A 20,248-nucleotide genomic window follows, 5' to 3' on the forward strand; every position below is an offset into this window, starting at 1 on the left:
GCGGCGTATCGGAAAACCGCCGTGCCCGACGGCCCCGCCCGCCGGGGCGGTTTCCCCGGGCTGAAGGCGGTTGCAGGCAATTGGCTCAAAGGCCCGGGGGGATCGTGTGGCGCTCGATCTCGACCAGCCGTGCATAGCGGTCTGCAAAAAGCCGCGCGACGGGATAGTCGCCGCCCCAGTTCACATGCCAGCGTTCGCGGTCGATCAGCCCGTCGCGGCAGGCAAGTCCCAGCGCCTCGCCGATCAGGATTTCACGTTCCGCCGAAAACCCGAGCGCGACCGTGCGCCGGCATTCGATGGCCGCGGGCGCGGCGGCAAGGCGCGGCGGGCGCACATGGGCGGATGGCGCAAGGTCGAGCCCCAGCGCCGCGGGTTCCGACAGGTCCGGCCCGGCGGGCGCGGCCGAGCGCACCATCGGCCCGACCAGATCCTCGGACACGAGGTTGATGACAAACTCGCCCGTGTCGCGGATGTTGCGGGTCGTGTCCTTGAGGCGCCCGTCGGCGTGATGTTCCAGCCCCAGCACCACCAGCGCCGGGTCCTTGCCAAAGAGGTTGAAGAACGAATAGGGCGCGGCATTCACCACGCCCGCCGTGCTGATCGTCGTGACCCAGGCGACCGGGCGGGGCAGGACGATGGCCGTCAGCAGCTTGTAGCGGATCGCGGGGGGCAGGGCGGTCAGGTCGATGGACATCGGCGGCCTTTCGATCATTCGTGAACTCGGTGGAGGTTCCGGGCAAGAAGCGGCCGCAGCGCCGCGACAAAGGCATGGGCCAGTTCGCTGCGCGGCACGCCCCGCCGCGTCAGCAGCACCACCCGGATCGGGCAGGCGGGCAGGAAGGGGCGGATCGCGATCTGCGGGCGGGCGTGGAAATGCGCCGTGAACGGGTCGACCACCGCATTGCCCAGCCCGTGGTTCGCCAGTTCCGCCGCGGTCGAGACATAGCGCACCTCGATATGCGGCAGATAGCCGACCCCGTCCTGCACGAAGGCGGACCGCACGAGGCTGCCAAGCTTGCTGTCCACCTCCATCCCGATGAAGGGGCGGCCGTCCAGATCGCCGGCCCGGATCTGGCTCTGCCGGGCAAGGTCGCTCTCGGCGGGGACGAGCGCCACCATATGCGTTTCGTGCAGCACCTCGGTATTGAGCGAGGGCGGGCGGTCCATCGTGATCGCGACGCCCAGATCGGCGCTGCCGCTATGGACCGCATCCAGCACATGTTCCAGCCGCCGCACGTCAAAGGCCACCGACACGCCCGGCCGTTCGCGCAGAAAGCTGCGCAGGGCGCGCGGTGCGAGCGTGTGGCCGATGGGCGGGGTCGCGATGATCCGCAGCCGGCCGCGCAGCCCCTGCCGGATATCGCGCGCGGTCTGGGTAAAGCCCTGCAGCATCGAGAACATGGGCCGGATCTCGGCGAAAAGCGCCTCGGCCTCGGCGGTGGGCATCATCCGGCGCGAGGTGCGTTCGAACAGCACGATGCCAAGCTGGGTTTCAAGCTGTTTCAGCCCCGCCGACACCGCCGGCTGCGAGACGCCGAGCGCCGCCGCTGCCTCGACCGTGGTGCCGTTGCGCATCATCGCGGCAAAGATTTCCAGCAGGCGGAGCGATATGTCGGTGGGTGAGCCCGTCACGCGACGACCGCCCCCAGCGCGATGGCCGCCGCCGCCTGCACCGGGTCGATCACGGCGATCCCCAGGTCGCGTTCCAGCTGCGCCCGGCGGGGGGCAAAGCCTGCGCAGCCGGGCACCAGCGCCCCCGCCCCCATGTCGCGCAGCCGCCGCCCGACCTCCAGCGTGCGGGCATAGACGGCGTCGGACCGGCCCGCATCCTCGGCGCTGACGCCGCCCAGATCGAGTTCTCCCGCCAGCCGCCCGATCACCCCCATGGCGCGCATCCGCCGCATGTGCCGCGCGACCGAGGCCGGCCCGAGCGCCACGATCCCGAAACGGTCGGCCCGCGCCATCGCGGTCAGGATGCCGGCCTCCTGTATGCCGATGACAGGCTTTGCGGTCAGGCTGCGCGCGAGGTCGAGGCCGGGATCGGAAAAGCAGGCGATGACATAGGCATCCGCCCCCGGATCGGCGGCGATCGTTTCTGCGACCCGGATCCCTGCGCGCGCGACATCCTCTTCGGTCAGGATGGTGGCGGGGCTTTCGGGGATGCGGATGCAGTCGAACCGCGCGCCCGCAAGGCCCGCAAGCGCCTCGGTCAGGCTGTCGGTCACGGCCCCGGACGAATTCGGGTTGATGACGAGGATGCGCTTCATGGCCAGATATCCGCGCCGAAATTCTGCGCCGGGTCGAGCTCCGGCACGGTGGGCGCCTGCGGCCCGATGCGATAGGGCTGGCGGGCGACAAACCGGCCACGGCCACGCGCGGCCTTCAGCGCGCCGCCCTCGACGATGGTTTCGCCCCGGTTCAGCACATGAACCGGCCAGCCGGTCAGGCGCATTCCCTCGAACGGGGTGTAGTCCATCGCGTCATGCTGGTCGGCGGCGGTGACGGTGCGGGTTTCCTCGGGGTCCCAGATGGCGATATCGGCATCCCAGCCCGGCAGGATCGCGCCCTTGCGGTCCATCCCGAAGACCCGCGCCGCATTGGCCGAGGAAAGCGCCACGAACTGTCCCAGCGTGATCCGGCCCGCGACCACCCCTTCCGAGAAAAGATAGGGCAGGCGCGCGGCGATCCCCGGCATCCCGTTCGCGATAGCGGGATAGGGCGCATCGGCCCCCTTGGCGAACTTGCCGGTCTCATCGAACCGATAGGGTGCGTGGTCCGAGGACACGCTGTCGAAGGTGCCGGTGCGCGCGTGGCGCCAGAGCGCCCCTTGCGTGGCCTCATCCCGCAGCGGGGGCGAACAGATGTATTTCGCCCCCTCCATCCCCGGACGGTCCAGATCGGCGCGGGTCAGCGCGAGGTATTGCGGGCAGGTCTCGGCATGGACGGGCAGGCCTTCGGCGCGGGCACGGGCCACCAGTTCCGCCCCCTCGGGCGTCGAGACATGGACGATGAAGAGCCCCGCGCCCACCAGCCGCGCGAGCGCGATGGCACGGTTGATCGCCTCGGCCTCGGCAATCGCGGGGCGAGAGATGGCGTGGTATTTCGGCGCCGTCAGCCCCGCCGCCGCCAGCCGCGCGTTCATCCATTTGATCATGTCGTTGTTTTCGGCATGGACCATGGTCAGCGCGCCGTGCTGCCGTGCCACGGCCAGGATATCGAGCATCCCCCGGTCGCCGAGGTTCATCAGGTCATAGGTCATGAAGACCTTGAAGGACGTGATCCCCCGGGCAAAGGCGCGGGGCAGTTCGTCCGACAGGACCTCGGGGCGGGGGTCCGAAATGATGAGGTGATAGGAATAATCCAGCACCGAATTGGGCGCGGCGCGGCCGTCATAGGTGGCGATGACGTCATCGACCGACTGGCCGCGCTGCTGGGCGGCAAAGGGAATGAAGCTTGAATTGCCGCCAAAGGCCGCCGAGACCGAGCCGCTGTAATAGTCATCCGCGGTCATCAGCCCCGCGGAGCTTTCCTGCGCGATATGGGCATGGGCCTCGATCCCGCCGGGCAGCACCAGCCGCCCGCTCGCGTCGATCCGCCGGTCGCCGCCGGGGATGCGCTCGGCCAGGGCCGCGATGCGCCCCGCCCGGATGCCGATATCGCCCACCCAGCTTTCCTGCGGCGTGACGATCGTGCCGCCGTGAATGACGGTGTCGAATTCCATGCCCGTTCCCCCCCTCAGACCTCGACCTTGATGCCGGTCTGGCTGCCGATGCGCTGATAGTGCTCGATCCGGCGGTGGCGCGCAAAGTCGAACACGGTCGTCTTGCCGAAGGTGCAGCGGTCGAAATCGCATTCGGCGGTGATCAGCTCGTCATCCTCGGTCGTGGCGCGGGCGATGATCTCGCCGTCCGGATCGACGATGACCGAACCGCCCATCAGGTGATGGCCGTCCTCGGTCCCGGCCTTTGCCACGCCCACGACATAGGTCGAGTTCTGATAGGCCCCCGCCTGCATCGACAGGTCGGAATGGAAAAGGCGCTGGCGCAGCCCCTCGTCCCCCTTCTGGCTGTTCACGGAAGGGGTGTTGTAGCCGATGGTGATCAGTTCGACCCCCTGCAGCCCCAGTTCGCGATAGGTCTCGGGCCAGCGCCGGTCGTTGCAGATCGCCATGCCCATCACGACGCCTTCGTTGCGCCAGACGTTGAAGCCCAGATCACCGGGTTCGAAATAGCGCTTTTCAAGGTGCTGATGCGTGCGGTCCGGGTCGTATTCGTCATGGCCCGGCAGGTGGATCTTGCGATAACGGCCGACGATGTTGCCCGCGCGGTCGGTCAGGATCGAGGTGTTGAAATGATGCCCGTCGGGGGTCAGTTCCGCAAATCCGAAGGTAAAGGCGATGCCCAGCTCCCGCGCCAGATCGAACAGCGGCTGCGTCGCGCCATTGGGCATTTCCGTCTCGAACCAGATATCCATCTCGGCCCGGTCCGCCGCATGCCAGCGGGGGAAAAAGGTGGTCAGCGCCAGTTCCGGATAGACGAGCATCGTGACGCCCTGGCCATGGGCCTCGGTCATCAGGGCCATCATGCGGGCCACCACGGCCTCGCGGCTGCAGGCCTTCTGGATCGGGCCCATCTGGGCCCCGCCAACGATCATCTTGCGCATGTCTTTTCTTTCCTTGGTAGGGTCTTTCGGGGTTTCGCGTCACACCGCCAGCTTGCGCTGATAGCGGCTGACCAGCCGGACCATCGGCCACAGGAAGGCCAGATAGATCAGCGCGGCCAGCACCAGCGGCGAGGAATTGTAGGTCAGCGACCGGGCCATGTTGGCCGAGTAAAGCAGTTCGCCCAGCGACACGACCGAGGCGAGCGAGGTGAGCTTGACCACCTCGACCGCGTTCGACAGGAGGTCCGGCAGCACGTTGCGCACCGCCTGCGGCAGCACCACATGGGCCATCGTCTGCGCAGCACCAAGGCCCGAGGCGCGCGCGGCCTCGGCCTGTCCCGCGGGCACGGACCGGATGCCGGCCCGGTATATCTCGGCGTAATAGGCGGAGTTGTTGAGGAAGAACGCCACCGCCACCGCCGCGAAGGGCGTGATGTCGAGCCCGGCAAAGGGCAGGCCGGAATAGATGAAGATCAAAAGCACGAGGGGCGGCATCGCGCGCAGAAGGTCGATCACCGCGAAGGCCGGCCAGCGCAACCACGCCCTGGGCGACATCGCCGCCAGCGCCAGAAAGAGCCCGCCCACCAGCCCGAGCCCCAGCACCACGGCGCAAAGCCTGAGCGTCATCCACAGCCCCGACATCAAGAGCGGCCAGGTGCGCATCATCACATCGATGTTGAGAAAGAGCCGGATGAAATCGTCCATCCCCTAGATCCTCCAGGCAAAGCGGCGTTCCAGCAGCCGGGTCAGCACGACCAGCGGCAGGAACACGATGACATAGGCGATGGCCCCCATCGTCAGCGGCGCGGCCGAGCCGGAAAAGCTCTGGGCGGTCGAGGCGACCGACAGGATTTCCGACACGCCGATGACGGAGCCGAGCGCCGTCATCTTGGATATCGCAAGCACCCGGTTGACGACCGGCGGAATGGCCATCTGCACCGCCTGCGGCAGGGCGATGAAGATCAGCGTCCGGGTAAAGCCAAGGCCCGTGGCGCGCCCGGCCTCCCACTGGCCCCTGGGGATCGAGGTGAGGCCGGCCCAGAAGATTTCCTCGGTGAAGGCGGCCAGCACCAGCCCCAGTACGAGGATCAGCACCAGCGGCCCCGACAGGCGGATGCCCAGCCCCGGAAGGCCGAAATACATGATGAGGATGATGACCAAGGGCGGCAGGGCGCGGCCCAGATCGGCGAAGATCACGATCAGGAGGTTCAGCGCCCGGTTCCCGTAGGCCCGCAGGCAGGCCAGTATCAGCCCCAGCGCCACACCCAGCGCGATGACCGCCGCCGCCAGCCAGATCGTGTTCCAGACCCCCGCCAGCATGTCGGGCAGATAGCGCGCAAAGACCGCGCGGTTGAAGAAGGTGTCGATGAAGCGCTGCAGACCGTCCATGGCCTAGCCCCGGACGCGCGCAAGAAAGGCGCGGGTGCGTTCGGCCTGCGGGTTGGAAAAGATCGCCTCGGGTGCGCCTTCCTCGACCACGACGCCGCCATCCATGAAGACGACGCGGTCCGCCGCCTCGCGGGCAAAGCCCATCTCGTGGCTGACGACCAGCATCGTCATGCCGCTTGCCTTCAGATCCTTCATCACGGCGAGCACCGATCCGACCAGTTCCGGGTCGAGCGCCGAGGTCGGTTCGTCGAACAGCATCACCTTGGGGTCGAGCGCCAGCGCCCGGGCAATCGCCACGCGCTGCTGCTGGCCGCCCGAAAGCTCGGACGGCATCGCCTCGGCCCGGTGGCGCAGCCCGACGCGGTCGAGCATTTCGAGCGCCCGTTCCCGCGCCTCGTCGCGGCTGCGCCCCAGCGCCTTGACCTGCGCCAGCATCACGTTCCTGACCGCGTTCATGTGCGAATAAAGGTGGAAGCCCTGAAAGACCATGCCGACCTTCAGCCGCATCCGGTTCAGTGCGCGGGTGTTGCAGCCGACGATGTCCATCCCGTCGATCAGGATCGCGCCCGAGGTGGGTTCCTCCAGCCGGTTGCAGCAGCGCAGCATGGTGGATTTGCCCGAGCCGGAGGGGCCGATGACAAAGACCAGTTCCCCCTCGCGGACCCGCAGGTCGATGTTGCGCAGGACCTGCGTGTCGCCGAATTTCTTTTCAAGTCCGACGATTTCAAGCATGGGGCGGGGCATGGTCATTCACGTCCGGAGGCAAGGGGAGATACCCGTCCGGCCGCGCCGGACGGGGCAGGGTCAGGGTCAGCCAAAGCTGCAGGACGGCTCGTGCGCGCTTTCCTGGTAGCCCGCGAAACCGGGGACGCCATAGCCCGGCGTCGGCGTGACGATGGTGGCGCCTTCGGGCGGGGTGACGCCGAACCAGCGTTCGGACAGTTCGGCCATCGACCCGTCGGTCTTGAGGCATTCCAGAACCTGGTCGATCAGGTTGCGCGTTTCCACATCGTCCTGGCGGAAGGCCAGCGCCCAGACAAGGCCGGTCTCGATTTCATGGGACAGGTCGATGGCGGGGTTCTGCAGCGCGGCCCAGGCGGCGACGGTGGCGCCCGCAAGGTTCGCATCGGCCCGGCCCGTTGCCACGGCCTCGACCGCGTCGGTATTGGTGCCGAAGGGCACGACCGTCCAGCCATATTCCCCGGCCAGATCGTCAAGATAGGTGTGATAGGCCGAACCGCGGTTGACGGCGATGGTCAGCCCGCGGAAATCGTCGAGCGTGTCGCGCGGCTCGGACCCGGCGGGAACCACGAAGGCAAAGTTCGTGTCCATGAAGCCCTCGGTGAACAGGAGGTTCTCTGCCCGTTCTTCGTTCACGGTGACCGGGGCCATCAGGAAGTCATAGGTGCCGGCCTGCAATGCGGGGATCAGCCCCGAAAACTGCGCCGCATCGAGCTGCATCTCCGCGCCCAGCCGGTCGGCGATCAGCGCGGCCAGATCGACGTTGAAGCCCTCGACCCCGCCCGAGAGGTTGGGCATCGCATGGGGCGCGAATGTTCCGTCAAGCGCGGTGCGATAGGCGGGCTTGATCTCGGCGATCTGGGCCTGGGCGGGCAGTGTCGCAGCGACCGCAAGGGCAAGCGTCGCGCAACCCCGGAATAGGGCGGTGAACATGGGTCTCTCCTGTTGTGAATGGTCTTGCGCCATGAGGGATGGCAAGCACGCGAAGAGAGGCGGGAGAAGTATAAAACAGGTTTTTGCTGATTGTTGTAGTATAATCCTGTTTTATATTGCCTCATTTTGAGGCACTGGGTGACGATAATGGCGTGATCTGCCTGTGAGGGCGGCGGATCTTGCCCGCACCCTCGTGTGAAGCACAGGCCAAGGGGCGCACGAACCCGAGGCGCGGCGACTCCCGTGAAGGCGGGCATCGGATGGCGCGGTGCGTGGAACGGGCAAGGCTCATGCGCGTGGCTTCGGCACGCCTCTCTGCGGCGATCCCGGTGCCCCGGCTCACGGTCATCATCATCAAGGGCTTGACGTCCCTGCGTGATCCGCGGCCGAACGCGGGACATTGCCGGATGATACCTCAACCTCGCGCGGGGTTGCAGATAAGGGTGGGGGATCAAGTTCGCTTCGGATCATGTGCCAAGGAGGGCGTGATATAACGCGGTGATGAACTTGCGCTCTGGCGGCAGCAGGCTGGACGATGCAGCGACGTTCGACCATCTGCTCTGGGTCGATCTGCTCTGGTTGTCGCGGCTGATCGATGCGCCGTCCGTCCGTCCCGCGGGCGAATGCCGCGACAGTGAACGAGGATTCCGCGTGTTTGTGCAGGCCCAATGATGCCGATGCCGATCTGTGCGCCTGGGCCGAGACGCTCGATCCTGCGTGGATGCAGGGCGATCATCTGATTGCAGGGCGGCCCCAGGGGATCATCCCCCCGGCCGTCGGGGCGCCCGTTGCCGCCTTGCGTCATGCCTCGGGGATGCGGGCGATGACCTTGATCTCCAGATCGAACCCGGCAAGCCATGTGACACCGACGGCAGTCCAGGTGGGGAAGGGACGGCCGGAAAAAAACCGCTCTTTCACCGGCATGAAGACCGGAAGCTGCGTTTCGGGGTCGGTGTGAAAGGTGGTGACGTCGATGATGTCGTCAAAGCTCGCGCCGGCGGCCTCCAGCACCGCCCCCAGATTGGCGAAGGCGCGCTCGACCTGGGCCAGATAGGTATCCTCTGGCTCGCCGTCCTCGCGGCTGCCGACCTGACCCGAGACAAAGAGCAGGTCGCCCGATCGGACGGCGGGGGAATAGCCATGCGTGTCATAAAGCGCGTGGCGGGCGGACTCGGCGGGGAAGATGGCCTGGCGGGTCATGGGTGATCCTTTCAGATTGCGCGGGGCCGTCATGCGGCATCCGGGCTTTCGGCGGGCGCCAAACGGAGATACGCTGCGTATTTGAAATGTAGGGACATACGTTACGTATGTCAATTAAAATACGAGCCGTATGTCAGTGAGGATCGAGAATGGTCAGGCGAACGCGCGCCGAAATGATGGAGGAAACGCGGCGCAGGCTTCTGGCCTCCGCCCGTGCCGCCTTTGCGGAAAAGGGGTTTTCGGCCACGTCGATGGATGACCTGACGGCGGCCGTCGGGCTGACGCGCGGGGCGCTTTATCACAATTTCGGCGATAAAAGGGGGCTTTTTGCGGCGGTCGTGGACCAGATCGACGCCGAGATGGCGGAGCGGGCGCGCAGCCGTGCGGCAACCCAGGACAATCTGTGGGACGCGCTTCTGGCCGAGGGCTGCGCCTATATCGAGATGGCGCTTGAGGCGGAGGTGCAGCGCATCGTCCTGCGCGACGGCCCCGCGGTGCTGGGCGATCCGGCGCAATGGCCCAGCCAGAACCGATGCCTCGACGCGACGCGCGCAGCGGTGACGCAACTTCTGGCGGAGGGTGTGCTGCGCCCGGTGGATATCGAGGCGGCCGCCCGCCTTCTGAACGGCGCGGCGCTGAACGCGGCGCTGTGGGTCGCCACCTGCGACGATCCGGCTGGGATGCTGCCCAAGGCGCAGGACGCCTTCCGGATGCTGGCCGAAGGACTTTTGGCAGACAGGGTGGGCCAGAGGGGGTGACGGAGGCGGGGGCTGCCCCGTCCTTGGCGCTGTGCCCAAGGCCACGGGCAGTTCTTCGTGATCCGCCTTTCCGACCTCAAGCTTGCCTCCTTGCCACGGTGTCGGGGACCGGAGCGGAGCCTGCGCAACCGTGCTGCTGCCCCCATCCGGAAAACGCCCCGCCATCAACGGCCTGCGCCCAGCCTCGCCGCTACCTCTTCCGCGATGGCCAGCGAGGCGGTCAGCCCCGGGCTCTCGATTCCGAAAAGGTTGATCAGACCGGGGATGTCATGCGCCTCGGGTCCGTCGATCCGGAAATCGGCGCCGGGGTGGCCCGCGCCGGAAAGTTTGGGACGGATGCCGCAATAGGTGGGGGCAAGCGCATCCTCCGGCAGACCGGGCCAGTATTTGCGGATCTCGGTCTGGAAATGGTCGCGCCGCGCGGCGTTCACGCGATAGTCGATGCTGTCGATCCAGTCGACATCCGGGCCAAAGCGCATCCCGCCCCCGAGATCGAGCGTCAGGTGGACGCCCAGCCCGCCGGGTTCCGGCACCGGATAGACCAGATGCGAAAAGGCCGGTCGGCCCGGAAGGCTGTAATAGTTGCCCCGCGCGAACAGGGTGCGGGGCACGTGGTCGGGCGGCAGCCCCAGGATCGCCCCGGCCAGTTCCGAGGCATGAAGCCCCGCCGCATTGACGAAGAACCGCGAGGCCATGGTGAAGCGCTCGCCGCTGGCGATGTCCTCGGTCGTCACCGCAAAGCCGGCGGGCGTCACCTCGACCCCCACCACCGCGCTGCCGGGGCTGAGGATTGCGCCCTGGGCCTCGGCCTCGCCCAGCAGCGACAGCATCAGGGCGTGGCTGTCGATGATCCCGGTCGAGGGCGACAGAAGCGCCGCGGTGCAGGCCAGTTCCGGCTCCAGCGCCTGCGCCTCGGCGGCGGTCAGGCGGCAGAGGTCATGGACGCCGGCCGCCCTTGCGCGCGCCAGAATGGCGTCCAGCGCGGTGTCCTGATCCGGGCTCGTCGCCACGATCAGCTTGCCGCAGCGCCGATGGGGCACGCCGTTTTCGGCCGCATAGGCATAAAGCATCCCGCGCCCCTCGACGCAGAGCCGAGCCTTGAGGCTGCCCGGTGCGTAATAGAGACCCGCATGGATCACCTCTGAATTGCGCGAGGATGTGCCGGTGCCAAACGCGGCCTCCCGCTCCAGGATCACCACCTCGATCCCCCGGCGCGCCAGGCTGCGCGCGATGGCAAGCCCCACGACCCCGGCCCCGGCGATGATGCAATCGACCTTGTCCATTCTGTCCCCCCGGCTGAGATCCGGGCAGGCTAGGCGTCTTCCGCCGGCTTGTCGTGGCGAAAATCGTTGTTGGTCCCTGCGCGCCTGGACCGGGGCGCATGGCGGGAAAGGCCCGGCCAGTCGGCTGGGTCGCATTTCAGGATGGCCAGTGCGTCAGGAATTGGTGCCATGGATCTTAGGCATTACGACATGACGACCGGAAAGTCGTCTGCCGGCGGTGCGGCGCACCAGGAGCACAGGACGCTGAAGCGGCCACTCGTCCCGGCGCGTTGTCTCAGATGCATCAGCCTCCCGGATGCGGCGGAAAGGCCGGAGCCTTGACATGGACGCAACCAGGATCGGCCAGACGGTGCAAACTGGAACCTGTGCCGATCACGCCGACAACATCGGGGGGCCTGCCAGCCTGAGCGGAAGCCCCAAAACTCTGGCTTCAGGCAGCGCGGGGTCAGGTTTCGCGTGGGCGATCTGCGGATGGCCAGCTTCGATGAGGTAGCACTGGGAACCGCGGGCCCATCTGGCGGTGCAGTATGGGACAGGCATCGCAGCTCTTCCTTGACGGGCACGGTCGCGCGAAGCGAAGGAATTGCCCCGAAACAGTGTCGTGGGGCGAATGACCATCGGCAAGCGTGCTGATGGGGCCTGCGCCATGAGACATATCCACTCGGTGCGTGGAACGGGCTGACCGGACCTGTTCAGATCACGCAGGGCGGCGGCCCGGGGATGGCGGACGGCCGGATGTCACCGCAGTGATCCTGGAGACGGATGGCACCTTTGCGGTGATCTGTCGGCCATCACGCTCAGGCCAGGCATCTGCGGGTGGTTGAAGAAGCCGAGGAAGGAACAATTCCGTGAACGGTTCGTTACCTTCCCATGAGACAGCTTTTTGCCATGCCCCTGCTGGCGGCGATCCTGGGCCTTGCCATGGCGGTGATCGCCTGGACGGGGCCGTTTGGCACTACAGGTGTCGACTGGACGCTCGGCGCGGGGCTGGCGGTCCTGGGGGCGCTGGCGACCAGCATCATCATCGCCGTGCTGATGACCCGCCGCGTCTCGCGCCGCTGGTCGGCCATCCTTCACGTCATCGCCCTGCTGGCCGCGCTGCTGACCGCCATCGCCGCGCTCTTTCTGATGCAGACCACACTGATGCTGCTGATGGCAACGGCTTTCGTCACGCTGCTGATCGCAGGCATCGGCTCGCGCAGAAGGACCCACGCATGAGATATCCCGCCTTCGTCCTTCTGGCCCTGCTGGCGACGCCCGCATCGGCGCAACAGGACAGCTGGACCGGCTTTCACGGCGATCTCGGTTCGACCAAGTTCTCGAACGTCACCAGCTTCACGCCCGAGAATGTCGGCCGGCTGGAACGCGCCTGGGATTTCCGGACGGGCGATGTCTCGGACGGGTCCGGCGATCTGGTCGAGACGGTCTGGTCCGCCACCCCGGTCTATGCGAACGGCACGCTCTATCTGGGCACGCCCTTCTACCGGATCATCGCGCTGGACCCCGCGACGGGCGAGGAACGCTGGAACTATGACAGCCGCTCGCGGCTCGAGCCGCTGACGCAGCCGGCGCTCAAGAACCGCGGCGTCGCCTATTGGGACAGCGGCGCCGAGGGCGAGTGCGAGAAGCGCGTCTTTATCGGCACGATGGACGCGCAGCTTCACGCGGTGGACGCCGATACCGGCCAGCCTTGCGTGGAATTCGCGCAGGGCGGGGTTCTGAACGTGAACCAGTGGAACACGGTCAACGATGTCTTTCCCTTCTCGCTGCTGCAGCCGCCGATCGTGGTGGGCGACACGCTGCTGATGGGCTGGGCGGGCAAGGACTGGGAATATACCGCCGCCCCGCCGGGCAACCTCCTGGCAGTGGACGCGCGGACGGGCGAGCTGCTCTGGGACACCGGCTTCATCCCCGAGGAGATGATCCCGCGCACCGGCACCGCCAACATCTGGACCGCCATGACCGCCGATCCCGAGCTGGGGCTGGTCTATGCGCCCGTCTCCTCGCCCAGCCCGAACTACTGGGGCGGGCTGCGGACGGAAGGCATCCCGCTGGCGACCTCGGTCACCGCCGTCGAGATCGAGACGGGCGAGATCGCCTGGAGCTTCCAGCACGTTTATCACGATATCTGGGACTACGACACGCCCTCGGCGCCCACGCTGGTGGACATCCCGCGCGACGGCGAGGTGATCCCGGCGCTGGTCCAGGCGACGAAGCAGGGCTTCCTCTTCGTCCTCGACCGACGCACGGGCGAGCCGCTTTACCCGATCGAGGAACGCCCGGTCCCCGAAAGCACCGCCGAGGGGGAGGTGACCAGCCCCGTCCAGCCGTTCGTCTCGGTCCCCGCCCCTGTGGGCGCGCCGCTGGAACTGCCAGAGGTCTGGACCCTGTCCGACATCGTCAGCTTCGGCCAGTGCTCCCGCGAGCGCGAAGAATACCTGTATCAGGGTATCTTCACCCCGCCCTCGGTGCAGGGCACGCTGTTCTTCCCCGGCACGGCCGGCGCGACCAACTGGGGCGGCGTCGCGGTCGATCCGCGCAGCGGCATCCTTTACGTCAACGCCTCGCGCATCGTGCAGCTGATCCACCTGATCCCGCGCGAGGAATACGAGGCCGAGGCCCGCGAGGGCGGCAACGAGGAAGGCTATCACCCCCAGCACGGCTCGCCCTACGGCATCCACCTGACCGACTGGAGCAACTGGGCCGGCATGCCCTGCTGGAAGCCGCCCTTCGGCACCTTCTCGGCGGTGGACCTCACGACGGGCGAGCTGCTCTACGAGGTGCCCTTCGGCCGCGCGCAGTTCCACGGCTTCTACGGGCTGGCGGATTGGGGCTCGCCCACGCTTGGCGGGCCGGTCCTGACGGCGGGCGGCGTGATCTTCATCGGCGCCTCGATGGATTCCCGCGTCCGCGCGCTGGATGCGGCGACGGGCGAGGAGCTGTGGTCCGACCTTGTCGAGGCGCCGGCCGTGTCGATCCCCGCCGTCTTCACCCACGAGGGCGAGGACTATGTCGTCTTCGCCGTCGGCGGCAACTCGATCCTCAAGCCCGAAGTGTCCGACCAGGCAGTCGCCTACCGCCTGCCGCGCTGACAGATGGCACGGCCTGATCGAAAAATTCCGATCGGAATCGCAAATGCGCCGGATCAACTGTCTCGGCGCCGCTTCTGATGGCGGTCATCGAAGTAACTGGCGACGGACTCGCCAGCGGACTGCGCTTGCCCATTTCGACATGGATCAGCATCCGGTCACTGCCGACATCACCGACCTTGGGGTTGCAGACCTCGCCGGCCCGGGGCCCGGCACCACAGGAAATGCTGACCCTATGCAAGCGCCTCTGCGATCCTCGTAAGCATCACGGCCGCATCGGGTGACGCCGCCTTTCGGGCCAGCCGCTCTGTCTCCTGGACGGCCTGATGGGCCTCAAGAACGGTTTCCCGCCCTTTTTCCGTCAGTTCGGTCCGCTGGATGCGACCATGCTCGGTATCGGGGGTTCGCGCAATCAGGCCGGCCCGTTCCAGCTTGACCAGCATGGACTGCATGGTCTGCGGCGTCACGAAAGCACGTCGCGCCAGCCGTGCGTTGGAGGCGCCGGGCTCTGCCTCGAGGCTGCACAGCACGTTGTATTGCGGCGCGGTCAGGCCGAGGCTTTTCAGCTGCCGGTCCATGTGCAGACGGAGCGCCTGCTGCGCACGTTTCAGGGCGTAGCCGAGCGACTCCTGGGGCAGGAAGGGATGATCTTCGGCGGGTGAGGGAGACTTGGCACTTGTCATATCAGCAGGCTTATATTATGTCAGGAAGCTGATACTATCAGCAATGCCCGCTCAGGACAATGGATATGCCCCATCTGATCGGACCCGATTTCATCAGTCTCCAGGTTGCCGACCTGGATGCCGCCCGCGCGTTCTACACCAACGTCGTCGGGCTGACCCCGGCCGCCTCCGCCCCGCCGGGCGCCGTGGTGTTCGACACAAGGCCGATCCCTTTCGCCTTGCGCATTCCGGTCGTCGATCTGGACGCCGTTGAAATACGCGGCCACGGGATCGTCCTGTGGTTCGGCTGCGACGACGCCGACGCGCTGCACGCGCATCTCGCGGCCCGGGGCGTGGCAATTGCCTTCGCCCCCAAGGATGGCCCCTTCGGGCGCTACTTCGCCTTCAAAGATCCTTCCGGATACACGATCACCGCGCATACCGTGCAACCCGAAGCCTCAATACATTGATGATTTGTAATCTTTTTCCAGATCATCATCCAATCTGCGCAGTGCTGCTGCGTCGTCCGGCGCACCCGTTGTCTGGTCAAGAAGGATTTTCATCAGGGATGGCATCGCGCTGCGTTCTTGGAACTGGGCTGGATCCCAAAGTCGCGACCGTCGAAACGCCTTGGCGCAATGCAGAAAGACTTCGGTTACATGGATAACAATCGCCAGCCGAGGTGCGCGATCATGCATGCTCAGACGTTCGAGCAGATCGGGATCAGTGGCCAGTCGCGCCTGCCCGTTCACCCTGAGCGTGTCGTCAAAACCAGGAACGATGAACAGCAGCCCGACGCTGGGATTGGCGATGATGTTTGACAGGGTGTCCAGACGGTTGTTGCCTGGCCTGTCGGGGATGGCCAGCGTATGCGGGTCCAGGATGGCCACGAAACCTGCCGGGTCGCCGCGCGGGCTGACATCGGCGGTGCCGTCACGGCCTTGGGTGCCAATGCAGACGAACGGCGCACGCCGGATGAAGGCCTGCGCATGGTCGTCCAGCACATTCAGGCTTTTCAGCTTCGCCAATGTATGTACAGGTGGATAAAGGCTGCGCAGGGATTGCTCGTCTGTTACCAGATGTTCCGGTTTGATGTGGATCTCGCTCATTGTTACGCCTTCCTCCCGATTGCACCGACACTCTCCGAGTATGAAGCATCATACCTTGTAATCAACTTGCAGCAGCGCAGGACCAGACGCTCCTCGATCTGCACCTGGGTTCCAGCCTTCGGGGTCTCCCTGGCCAAGCTCTTTTGGCCGCGAGATTTCGTTCGCGGACAAGCCAAAGCCTTGACCGATCCTTCCGGGACCGCCGTTTCTGGCAGAAAGCCTTCGTCTGCGATCACCTTGCGTGCATGCTTCGGTCCGTTGTCAGCGCCTTGGCAAGTTGCAATGTGCCCATCTCATGGCCTGGTCCAAGTTACCGGAGCAACGTTCTGGATCTCGGCGTCATCGGAACTGCGCCCTTTGCCAGGTCGCTGAAACAGACGGCGTGTCGTGTGCGGGGAACAGGGTCGGCAATATCAAGCCCAAGCTCGCGCCAGCGGTTCATCCCCGCGTGTGCGGGGAACAGGCACGTCGGCACGGTCGGCCAGTGGTGGGCAGCGGTTCATCCCCGCGTGTGCGGGGAACAGATAATGTTCGAGGAACATTTCCCGCATCCGGCCGGTTCATCCCCGCGTGTGCGGGGAACAGGATACGGACTCCGCAATGGCGACGTCCTGCGGCGGTTCATCCCCGCGTGTGCGGGGAACAGAGCCGGCCGATCTGGTCATTCGCCGCCTCGATCGGTTCATCCCCGCGTGTGCGGGGAACAGCCAAATGCCGCTGCTGCCTGATCTGCCCGCGCCGGTTCATCCCCGCGTGTGCGGGGAACAGCATCCATCTCGCGCATCGGCTCATTCATCAGACGGTTCATCCCCGCGTGTGCGGGGAACAGTTGCGCGCGGCCAGAAGTTCCTGATCGGACGCCGGTTCATCCCCGCGTGTGCGGGGAACAGGACCTGCGACGCTGACCTTTGGCGCGCGGCATCGGTTCATCCCCGCGTGTGCGGGGAACAGACTGCGCGCACGGGCAGGCGTCAGGCAGACGCCGGTTCATCCCCGCGTGTGCGGGGAACAGGACCGGCGCGATCACCTCAAGGTCAGCCGCGCCGGTTCATCCCCGCGTGTGCGGGGAACAGTGGTCGTATGGTCGCACCCTGAGCGGGGTTGTCGGTTCATCCCCGCGTGTGCGGGGAACAGCGCATCGCCACCTCGGGCCGCGCCCGGATCATCGGTTCATCCCCGCGTGTGCGGGGAACAGTTGTCGAGACAGCGACTAAGATCATCGACGTACGGTTCATCCCCGCGTGTGCGGGGAACAGGCATTATCCCCGTGCAGCCAGTTGCGCACCGTCGGTTCATCCCCGCGTGTGCGGGGAACAGGGCCCCACGGCACGCCCATCAACGCCGCGCCGCGGTTCATCCCCGCGTGTGCGGGGAACAGGACGACGGCACGTTCATCGACGTCACCCGCGACGGTTCATCCCCGCGTGTGCGGGGAACAGACTGCGCGCGCGGGCCGGCGTCAGGCAGACGCCGGTTCATCCCCGCGTGTGCGGGGAACAGTGGGGCAGGGATTTAAGTCCATGTCCCCGGCGCGGTTCATCCCCGCGTGTGCGGGGAACAGGCCGAGGGGCGGGCGTTTCGACATTGCGAGAGCCGGTTCATCCCCGCGTGTGCGGGGAACAGATCGTTACCTGCACAGCCGCGGCGTTGACGAGCGGTTCATCCCCGCGTGTGCGGGGAACAGCGAGGATTGCGCGGCCCCTGCGGAAACTTCCGCGGTTCATCCCCGCGTGTGCGGGGAACAGCTATTGTGACCGATAATGGCCGATAAGAAGTGCGGTTCATCCCCGCGTGTGCGGGGAACAGCACCCCCACGTTCCTCCAACAGTCGCCGCGGCCGGTTCATCCCCGCGTGTGCGGGGAACAGGGCTACCCGATCAGCTTGCGCGGCGTTGGCCGCGGTTCATCCCCGCGTGTGCGGGGAACAGCTATCGAGATAGACGACGGCCCCGACATGCGCCGGTTCATCCCCGCGTGTGCGGGGAACAGTGTGGAGAGATCCCAGCGGGCCTCGTCTCTGGCGGTTCATCCCCGCGTGTGCGGGGAACAGCCCCATGCGGTCGAGCAAAAGGTTCAGTGTCGCGGTTCATCCCCGCGTGTGCGGGGAACAGGACATGCGGGCCGATTTCTCGGAGCGGGTGTCCGGTTCATCCCCGCGTGTGCGGGGAACAGTGCCACGGAAGCAAGCTGAACGGCTCGCCCTCCGGTTCATCCCCGCGTGTGCGGGGAACAGGGCGGCCCTTTTGCCCCATTCAAGGCGCTCCCCGGTTCATCCCCGCGTGTGCGGGGAACAGGTCCTTGAGTGCTTGCTTTGCTTTGCGTTCGGCGGTTCATCCCCGCGTGTGCGGGGAACAGGCGCTTCACACCGTTCGGGTTCACATCCTTGCCGGTTCATCCCCGCGTGTGCGGGGAACAGAAACGCGGATCAAGCGCGAAGGCACCACCTACCGGTTCATCCCCGCGTGTGCGGGGAACAGGAAAGGAACATGCCTGGGAAGATCTCCGAAGTCGGTTCATCCCCGCGTGTGCGGGGAACAGGCGCATATCAACGCCGCTAGGATTGCGGCTTGCGGTTCATCCCCGCGTGTGCGGGGAACAGATCTGAAGGATGTAAATCCGCAGACGAACGAGCGGTTCATCCCCGCGTGTGCGGGGAACAGGGCAATTCGCTCGAATACGTCCGCGAGAAGGGCGGTTCATCCCCGCGTGTGCGGGGAACAGTATTGGTGGCATCATGAAACCAAATATGCCACCGGTTCATCCCCGCGTGTGCGGGGAACAGGCACCAGCCAATCAGAATTTCGAAAAATACGTCGGTTCATCCCCGCGTGTGCGGGGAACAGGGCCGGTTTCCGCTGCCAGTTCTGCTGCATCCGGGTTCATCCCCGCGTGTGCGGGGAACAGGGAGCCGAATTGGACGATCTGGGCGCCCCGGCCGGTTCATCCCCGCGTGTGCGGGGAACAGGAGCCTGAGCGGCGATGCAAGACTATTATCGGCGGTTCATCCCCGCGTGTGCGGGGAACAGTTGCCGGATCAGTTGCAGAAATTGCTGGATCGCGGTTCATCCCCGCGTGTGCGGGGAACAGTGGGGCGCAATGCTGAGACCGTGCCCCCGCATCGGTTCATCCCCGCGTGTGCGGGGAACAGTCTTGCTGGAGGCTATTGATCTACCGATACAATTTCAACCTTTTCGGGACTACCGGTTCCGTGGCGCATCCGATGGGAAGAACGAGACCAGCTTCAGCCCGTCGAAATCGACCGGCATCCGACGGTTCCGACCAGTTGTGGCGAAGTCGTAGCCCTGATCTGTCGGTGCGCTCCAGATCATCACTGCATCGCCCTCTTCGATCCCGCCGGAAACCTGTGACCAGATCATTTCGCGCGTCCGTGCCGAATAGTCTCCGACATAGACGCCTGCACGGACCTCCACCAGCCAGGCGGCCAGCCGCCCCCGCAATCGGGGCGGCGCGTTCGAGACGACAACCACGATCATCCGCGGTGCCCGGCATCGCCCGAGCGGTCATCCTCGAAGGCCGGGCCGATCGCATCCGGGGGCGGTTCGGGACGCGGAAGCTCTCCGGCCTCGAGGACCTCTTCGATCCGGGGGATGATCTTCGCCAGAAGGCCTGTCTTGCGGAAGGCATCGCGGCAGGCCAGGCGCACCGCGCGGTCGGGGGACATGTCCAGCTTGCCACGCGCGGCAAGGCCCGCGATGCGGAAAGCCTCGGGCACGACCGTGTCCAGCTTCCACAGATCGGCGATATCATAGACGAAGGACAGCGGCTTGCCGCTGTGCAGAAACCCGATCGCGGGGGCGTAGCCAGCGGCCAGAACCGCGGCCTCGGTCAGGCCGTGCAGACAGGCGGTGGCAGCGGAGAGGCAGCGATTGGGGATGTCTCCGGCCTCCCAGTCCCTGGGGTCATAGGCGCGGCGGGACCAGTTGACGCCATGGGCCTGGGCCAGCAGTTCGTAGGTCTTGCGCACGCGCACCCCCTCGATCCCGCGCAGCTGGTCGATCGAGCGGCGCTGCGGGGCCTCTTCTCCGAAACGCAGGGCATACATCTTGCGCACGATCCGCAGCCGGGCCGCGTCATCCAGCGCCAGCCGGGCCTGCCACAGAAGCCGATCGGCACGCGCGCCCCCCGGCTGGCCCGCAGAATAAAGCCGCACGCCGGCCTCTCCCACCCAGGTGATCAGCGTTCCGGTCCGTGCGGCCAGCGCGATGGCGGCGTGAGAGATGCGCGCCCCCGGCTCCAGCATCACGCCGGCCAGGCCACCGATGGGAATCTGTGTGCGGGTGCCATCGGCATTGACGGCCACGAAGGCACCGTCCGCCACGTCAAGCTGCGCACGCTCGACGAAGACCAGCGTCGAGCGGTCCTTCATCGGGATAGGCCGCGGCGGCGGTAGTCCCGGCAAGC

At 66.4% G+C, this 20,248-nt stretch carries 20 protein-coding genes and 1 CRISPR repeat array; of the genes, 5 read left to right on the top strand and 15 right to left on the bottom strand.

The annotated features are described in order from the left end of the window. Positions 1-85 precede the first annotated feature (85 nt). The 9 genes from ACFQXB_RS15360 to ACFQXB_RS15400 all read right to left on the bottom strand — a co-directional run bounded on the left by ACFQXB_RS15360 (position 86) and on the right by ACFQXB_RS15400 (position 7,725). Positions 86-712, bottom strand: coding sequence for a flavin reductase family protein (locus ACFQXB_RS15360; RefSeq protein ID WP_377405605.1), 627 nt, complete (start codon positions 710-712; stop codon positions 86-88). Continuing rightward, on the bottom strand, positions 709-1,632 hold the full coding sequence (locus ACFQXB_RS15365) for a LysR substrate-binding domain-containing protein (RefSeq protein ID WP_377405607.1): 924 nt from the start codon (positions 1,630-1,632) through the stop codon (positions 709-711). Before ACFQXB_RS15365 ends, ACFQXB_RS15360 begins: the two co-directional genes overlap by 4 nt. After that, positions 1,629-2,267 carry an aspartate/glutamate racemase family protein gene (locus tag ACFQXB_RS15370; protein WP_377405609.1) on the bottom strand — a complete coding sequence of 213 codons (639 nt, stop codon included), beginning with the start codon at positions 2,265-2,267 and terminating at the stop codon, positions 1,629-1,631. Before ACFQXB_RS15370 ends, ACFQXB_RS15365 begins: the two co-directional genes overlap by 4 nt. Further along, complete coding sequence (gene hydA, locus ACFQXB_RS15375; RefSeq protein WP_377405611.1) at positions 2,264-3,721, bottom strand: dihydropyrimidinase; 1,458 nt, start codon at positions 3,719-3,721, stop codon at positions 2,264-2,266. The genes ACFQXB_RS15370 and hydA overlap by 4 nt, the downstream gene beginning before the upstream one ends. Before the next feature lie 14 nt (positions 3,722-3,735). Next, a complete protein-coding gene (locus ACFQXB_RS15380; protein ID WP_377405613.1) occupies positions 3,736-4,662 on the bottom strand; it encodes an N-carbamoyl-D-amino-acid hydrolase in 927 nt (308 codons plus the stop codon). 39 nt (positions 4,663-4,701) lie between these two features. Continuing rightward, positions 4,702-5,367 carry an amino acid ABC transporter permease gene (locus tag ACFQXB_RS15385; protein WP_377405615.1) on the bottom strand — a complete coding sequence of 222 codons (666 nt, stop codon included), beginning with the start codon at positions 5,365-5,367 and terminating at the stop codon, positions 4,702-4,704. 3 nt (positions 5,368-5,370) lie between these two features. Then, positions 5,371-6,051, bottom strand: a complete 681-nt coding sequence (locus tag ACFQXB_RS15390) for an amino acid ABC transporter permease (RefSeq protein WP_377405617.1) — start codon at positions 6,049-6,051, stop codon at positions 5,371-5,373. 3 nt (positions 6,052-6,054) lie between these two features. Then, positions 6,055-6,795: an amino acid ABC transporter ATP-binding protein gene (locus ACFQXB_RS15395; RefSeq protein ID WP_377405708.1), complete on the bottom strand. Its 741-nt coding sequence runs from the start codon at positions 6,793-6,795 to the stop codon at positions 6,055-6,057. 66 nt (positions 6,796-6,861) lie between these two features. Beyond that, complete coding sequence (locus tag ACFQXB_RS15400) at positions 6,862-7,725, bottom strand: transporter substrate-binding domain-containing protein (RefSeq protein WP_377405619.1); 864 nt, start codon at positions 7,723-7,725, stop codon at positions 6,862-6,864. 498 nt (positions 7,726-8,223) lie between these two features. Between ACFQXB_RS15400 and ACFQXB_RS15405 the strand changes: the two genes are divergently transcribed. Beyond that, the gene (locus tag ACFQXB_RS15405; protein ID WP_377405621.1) at positions 8,224-8,397 is read left to right on the top strand and encodes a hypothetical protein; all 174 of its coding nucleotides are present in this window, start codon (positions 8,224-8,226) and stop codon (positions 8,395-8,397) included. Positions 8,398-8,526: 129 nt separating this feature from the next. Here ACFQXB_RS15405 and ACFQXB_RS15410 read toward each other — a convergent pair whose 3' ends face one another. After that, the gene (locus ACFQXB_RS15410; RefSeq protein ID WP_377405623.1) at positions 8,527-8,925 is read right to left on the bottom strand and encodes a RidA family protein; all 399 of its coding nucleotides are present in this window, start codon (positions 8,923-8,925) and stop codon (positions 8,527-8,529) included. A gap of 149 nt (positions 8,926-9,074) precedes the next feature. On the opposite strand from ACFQXB_RS15410, the gene ACFQXB_RS15415 reads away from it, so the two are divergent. Next, a complete protein-coding gene (locus ACFQXB_RS15415) occupies positions 9,075-9,683 on the top strand; it encodes a TetR/AcrR family transcriptional regulator (RefSeq protein WP_377405625.1) in 609 nt (202 codons plus the stop codon). 164 nt (positions 9,684-9,847) lie between these two features. Here ACFQXB_RS15415 and ACFQXB_RS15420 read toward each other — a convergent pair whose 3' ends face one another. Continuing rightward, a complete protein-coding gene (locus tag ACFQXB_RS15420; protein WP_377405627.1) occupies positions 9,848-10,966 on the bottom strand; it encodes an NAD(P)/FAD-dependent oxidoreductase in 1,119 nt (372 codons plus the stop codon). An 870-nt stretch (positions 10,967-11,836) separates the two neighbouring features. Between ACFQXB_RS15420 and ACFQXB_RS15425 the strand changes: the two genes are divergently transcribed. Together ACFQXB_RS15425 and ACFQXB_RS15430 are read left to right on the top strand one after the other, a co-directional pair. After that, complete coding sequence (locus tag ACFQXB_RS15425; RefSeq protein ID WP_377405629.1) at positions 11,837-12,184, top strand: hypothetical protein; 348 nt, start codon at positions 11,837-11,839, stop codon at positions 12,182-12,184. After that, positions 12,181-14,058 (top strand): outer membrane protein assembly factor BamB family protein, encoded by a 1,878-nt coding sequence (locus tag ACFQXB_RS15430; protein WP_377405630.1) that lies wholly within the window; start codon positions 12,181-12,183, stop codon positions 14,056-14,058. Before ACFQXB_RS15425 ends, ACFQXB_RS15430 begins: the two co-directional genes overlap by 4 nt. A 230-nt stretch (positions 14,059-14,288) precedes the next feature. On the opposite strand, the gene ACFQXB_RS15435 is transcribed toward ACFQXB_RS15430, so the two are convergent. Further along, complete coding sequence (locus ACFQXB_RS15435; RefSeq protein WP_377405632.1) at positions 14,289-14,738, bottom strand: MarR family winged helix-turn-helix transcriptional regulator; 450 nt, start codon at positions 14,736-14,738, stop codon at positions 14,289-14,291. Between the two features lie 65 nt (positions 14,739-14,803). Between ACFQXB_RS15435 and ACFQXB_RS15440 the strand changes: the two genes are divergently transcribed. Beyond that, complete coding sequence (locus tag ACFQXB_RS15440) at positions 14,804-15,187, top strand: VOC family protein (protein WP_377405634.1); 384 nt, start codon at positions 14,804-14,806, stop codon at positions 15,185-15,187. On the opposite strand, the gene ACFQXB_RS15445 is transcribed toward ACFQXB_RS15440, so the two are convergent. From ACFQXB_RS15445 to cas1e, 3 genes are all read right to left on the bottom strand, one after another. Further along, a complete protein-coding gene (locus ACFQXB_RS15445) occupies positions 15,176-15,826 on the bottom strand; it encodes a pyridoxamine 5'-phosphate oxidase family protein (protein WP_377405636.1) in 651 nt (216 codons plus the stop codon). The two genes, ACFQXB_RS15440 and ACFQXB_RS15445, sit on opposite strands and share 12 nt — an antisense overlap. A gap of 434 nt (positions 15,827-16,260) precedes the next feature. Next, a CRISPR array of direct repeats spans positions 16,261-18,974; the repeat unit is 29 nt; unit sequence CGGTTCATCCCCGCGTGTGCGGGGAACAG. A 49-nt stretch (positions 18,975-19,023) separates the two neighbouring features. Continuing rightward, complete coding sequence (cas2e, locus tag ACFQXB_RS15450; protein WP_377405638.1) at positions 19,024-19,320, bottom strand: type I-E CRISPR-associated endoribonuclease Cas2e; 297 nt, start codon at positions 19,318-19,320, stop codon at positions 19,024-19,026. Then, a complete protein-coding gene (cas1e, locus tag ACFQXB_RS15455; protein WP_377405640.1) occupies positions 19,317-20,213 on the bottom strand; it encodes a type I-E CRISPR-associated endonuclease Cas1e in 897 nt (298 codons plus the stop codon). The genes cas2e and cas1e overlap by 4 nt, the downstream gene beginning before the upstream one ends. Positions 20,214-20,248 lie beyond the last annotated feature (35 nt).

Origin of the sequence: Halodurantibacterium daqingense (genome assembly GCF_042666235.1) — a bacterium.
GTDB classification, from domain to species: Bacteria; Pseudomonadota; Alphaproteobacteria; order Rhodobacterales; family Rhodobacteraceae; genus Halodurantibacterium; species Halodurantibacterium daqingensis.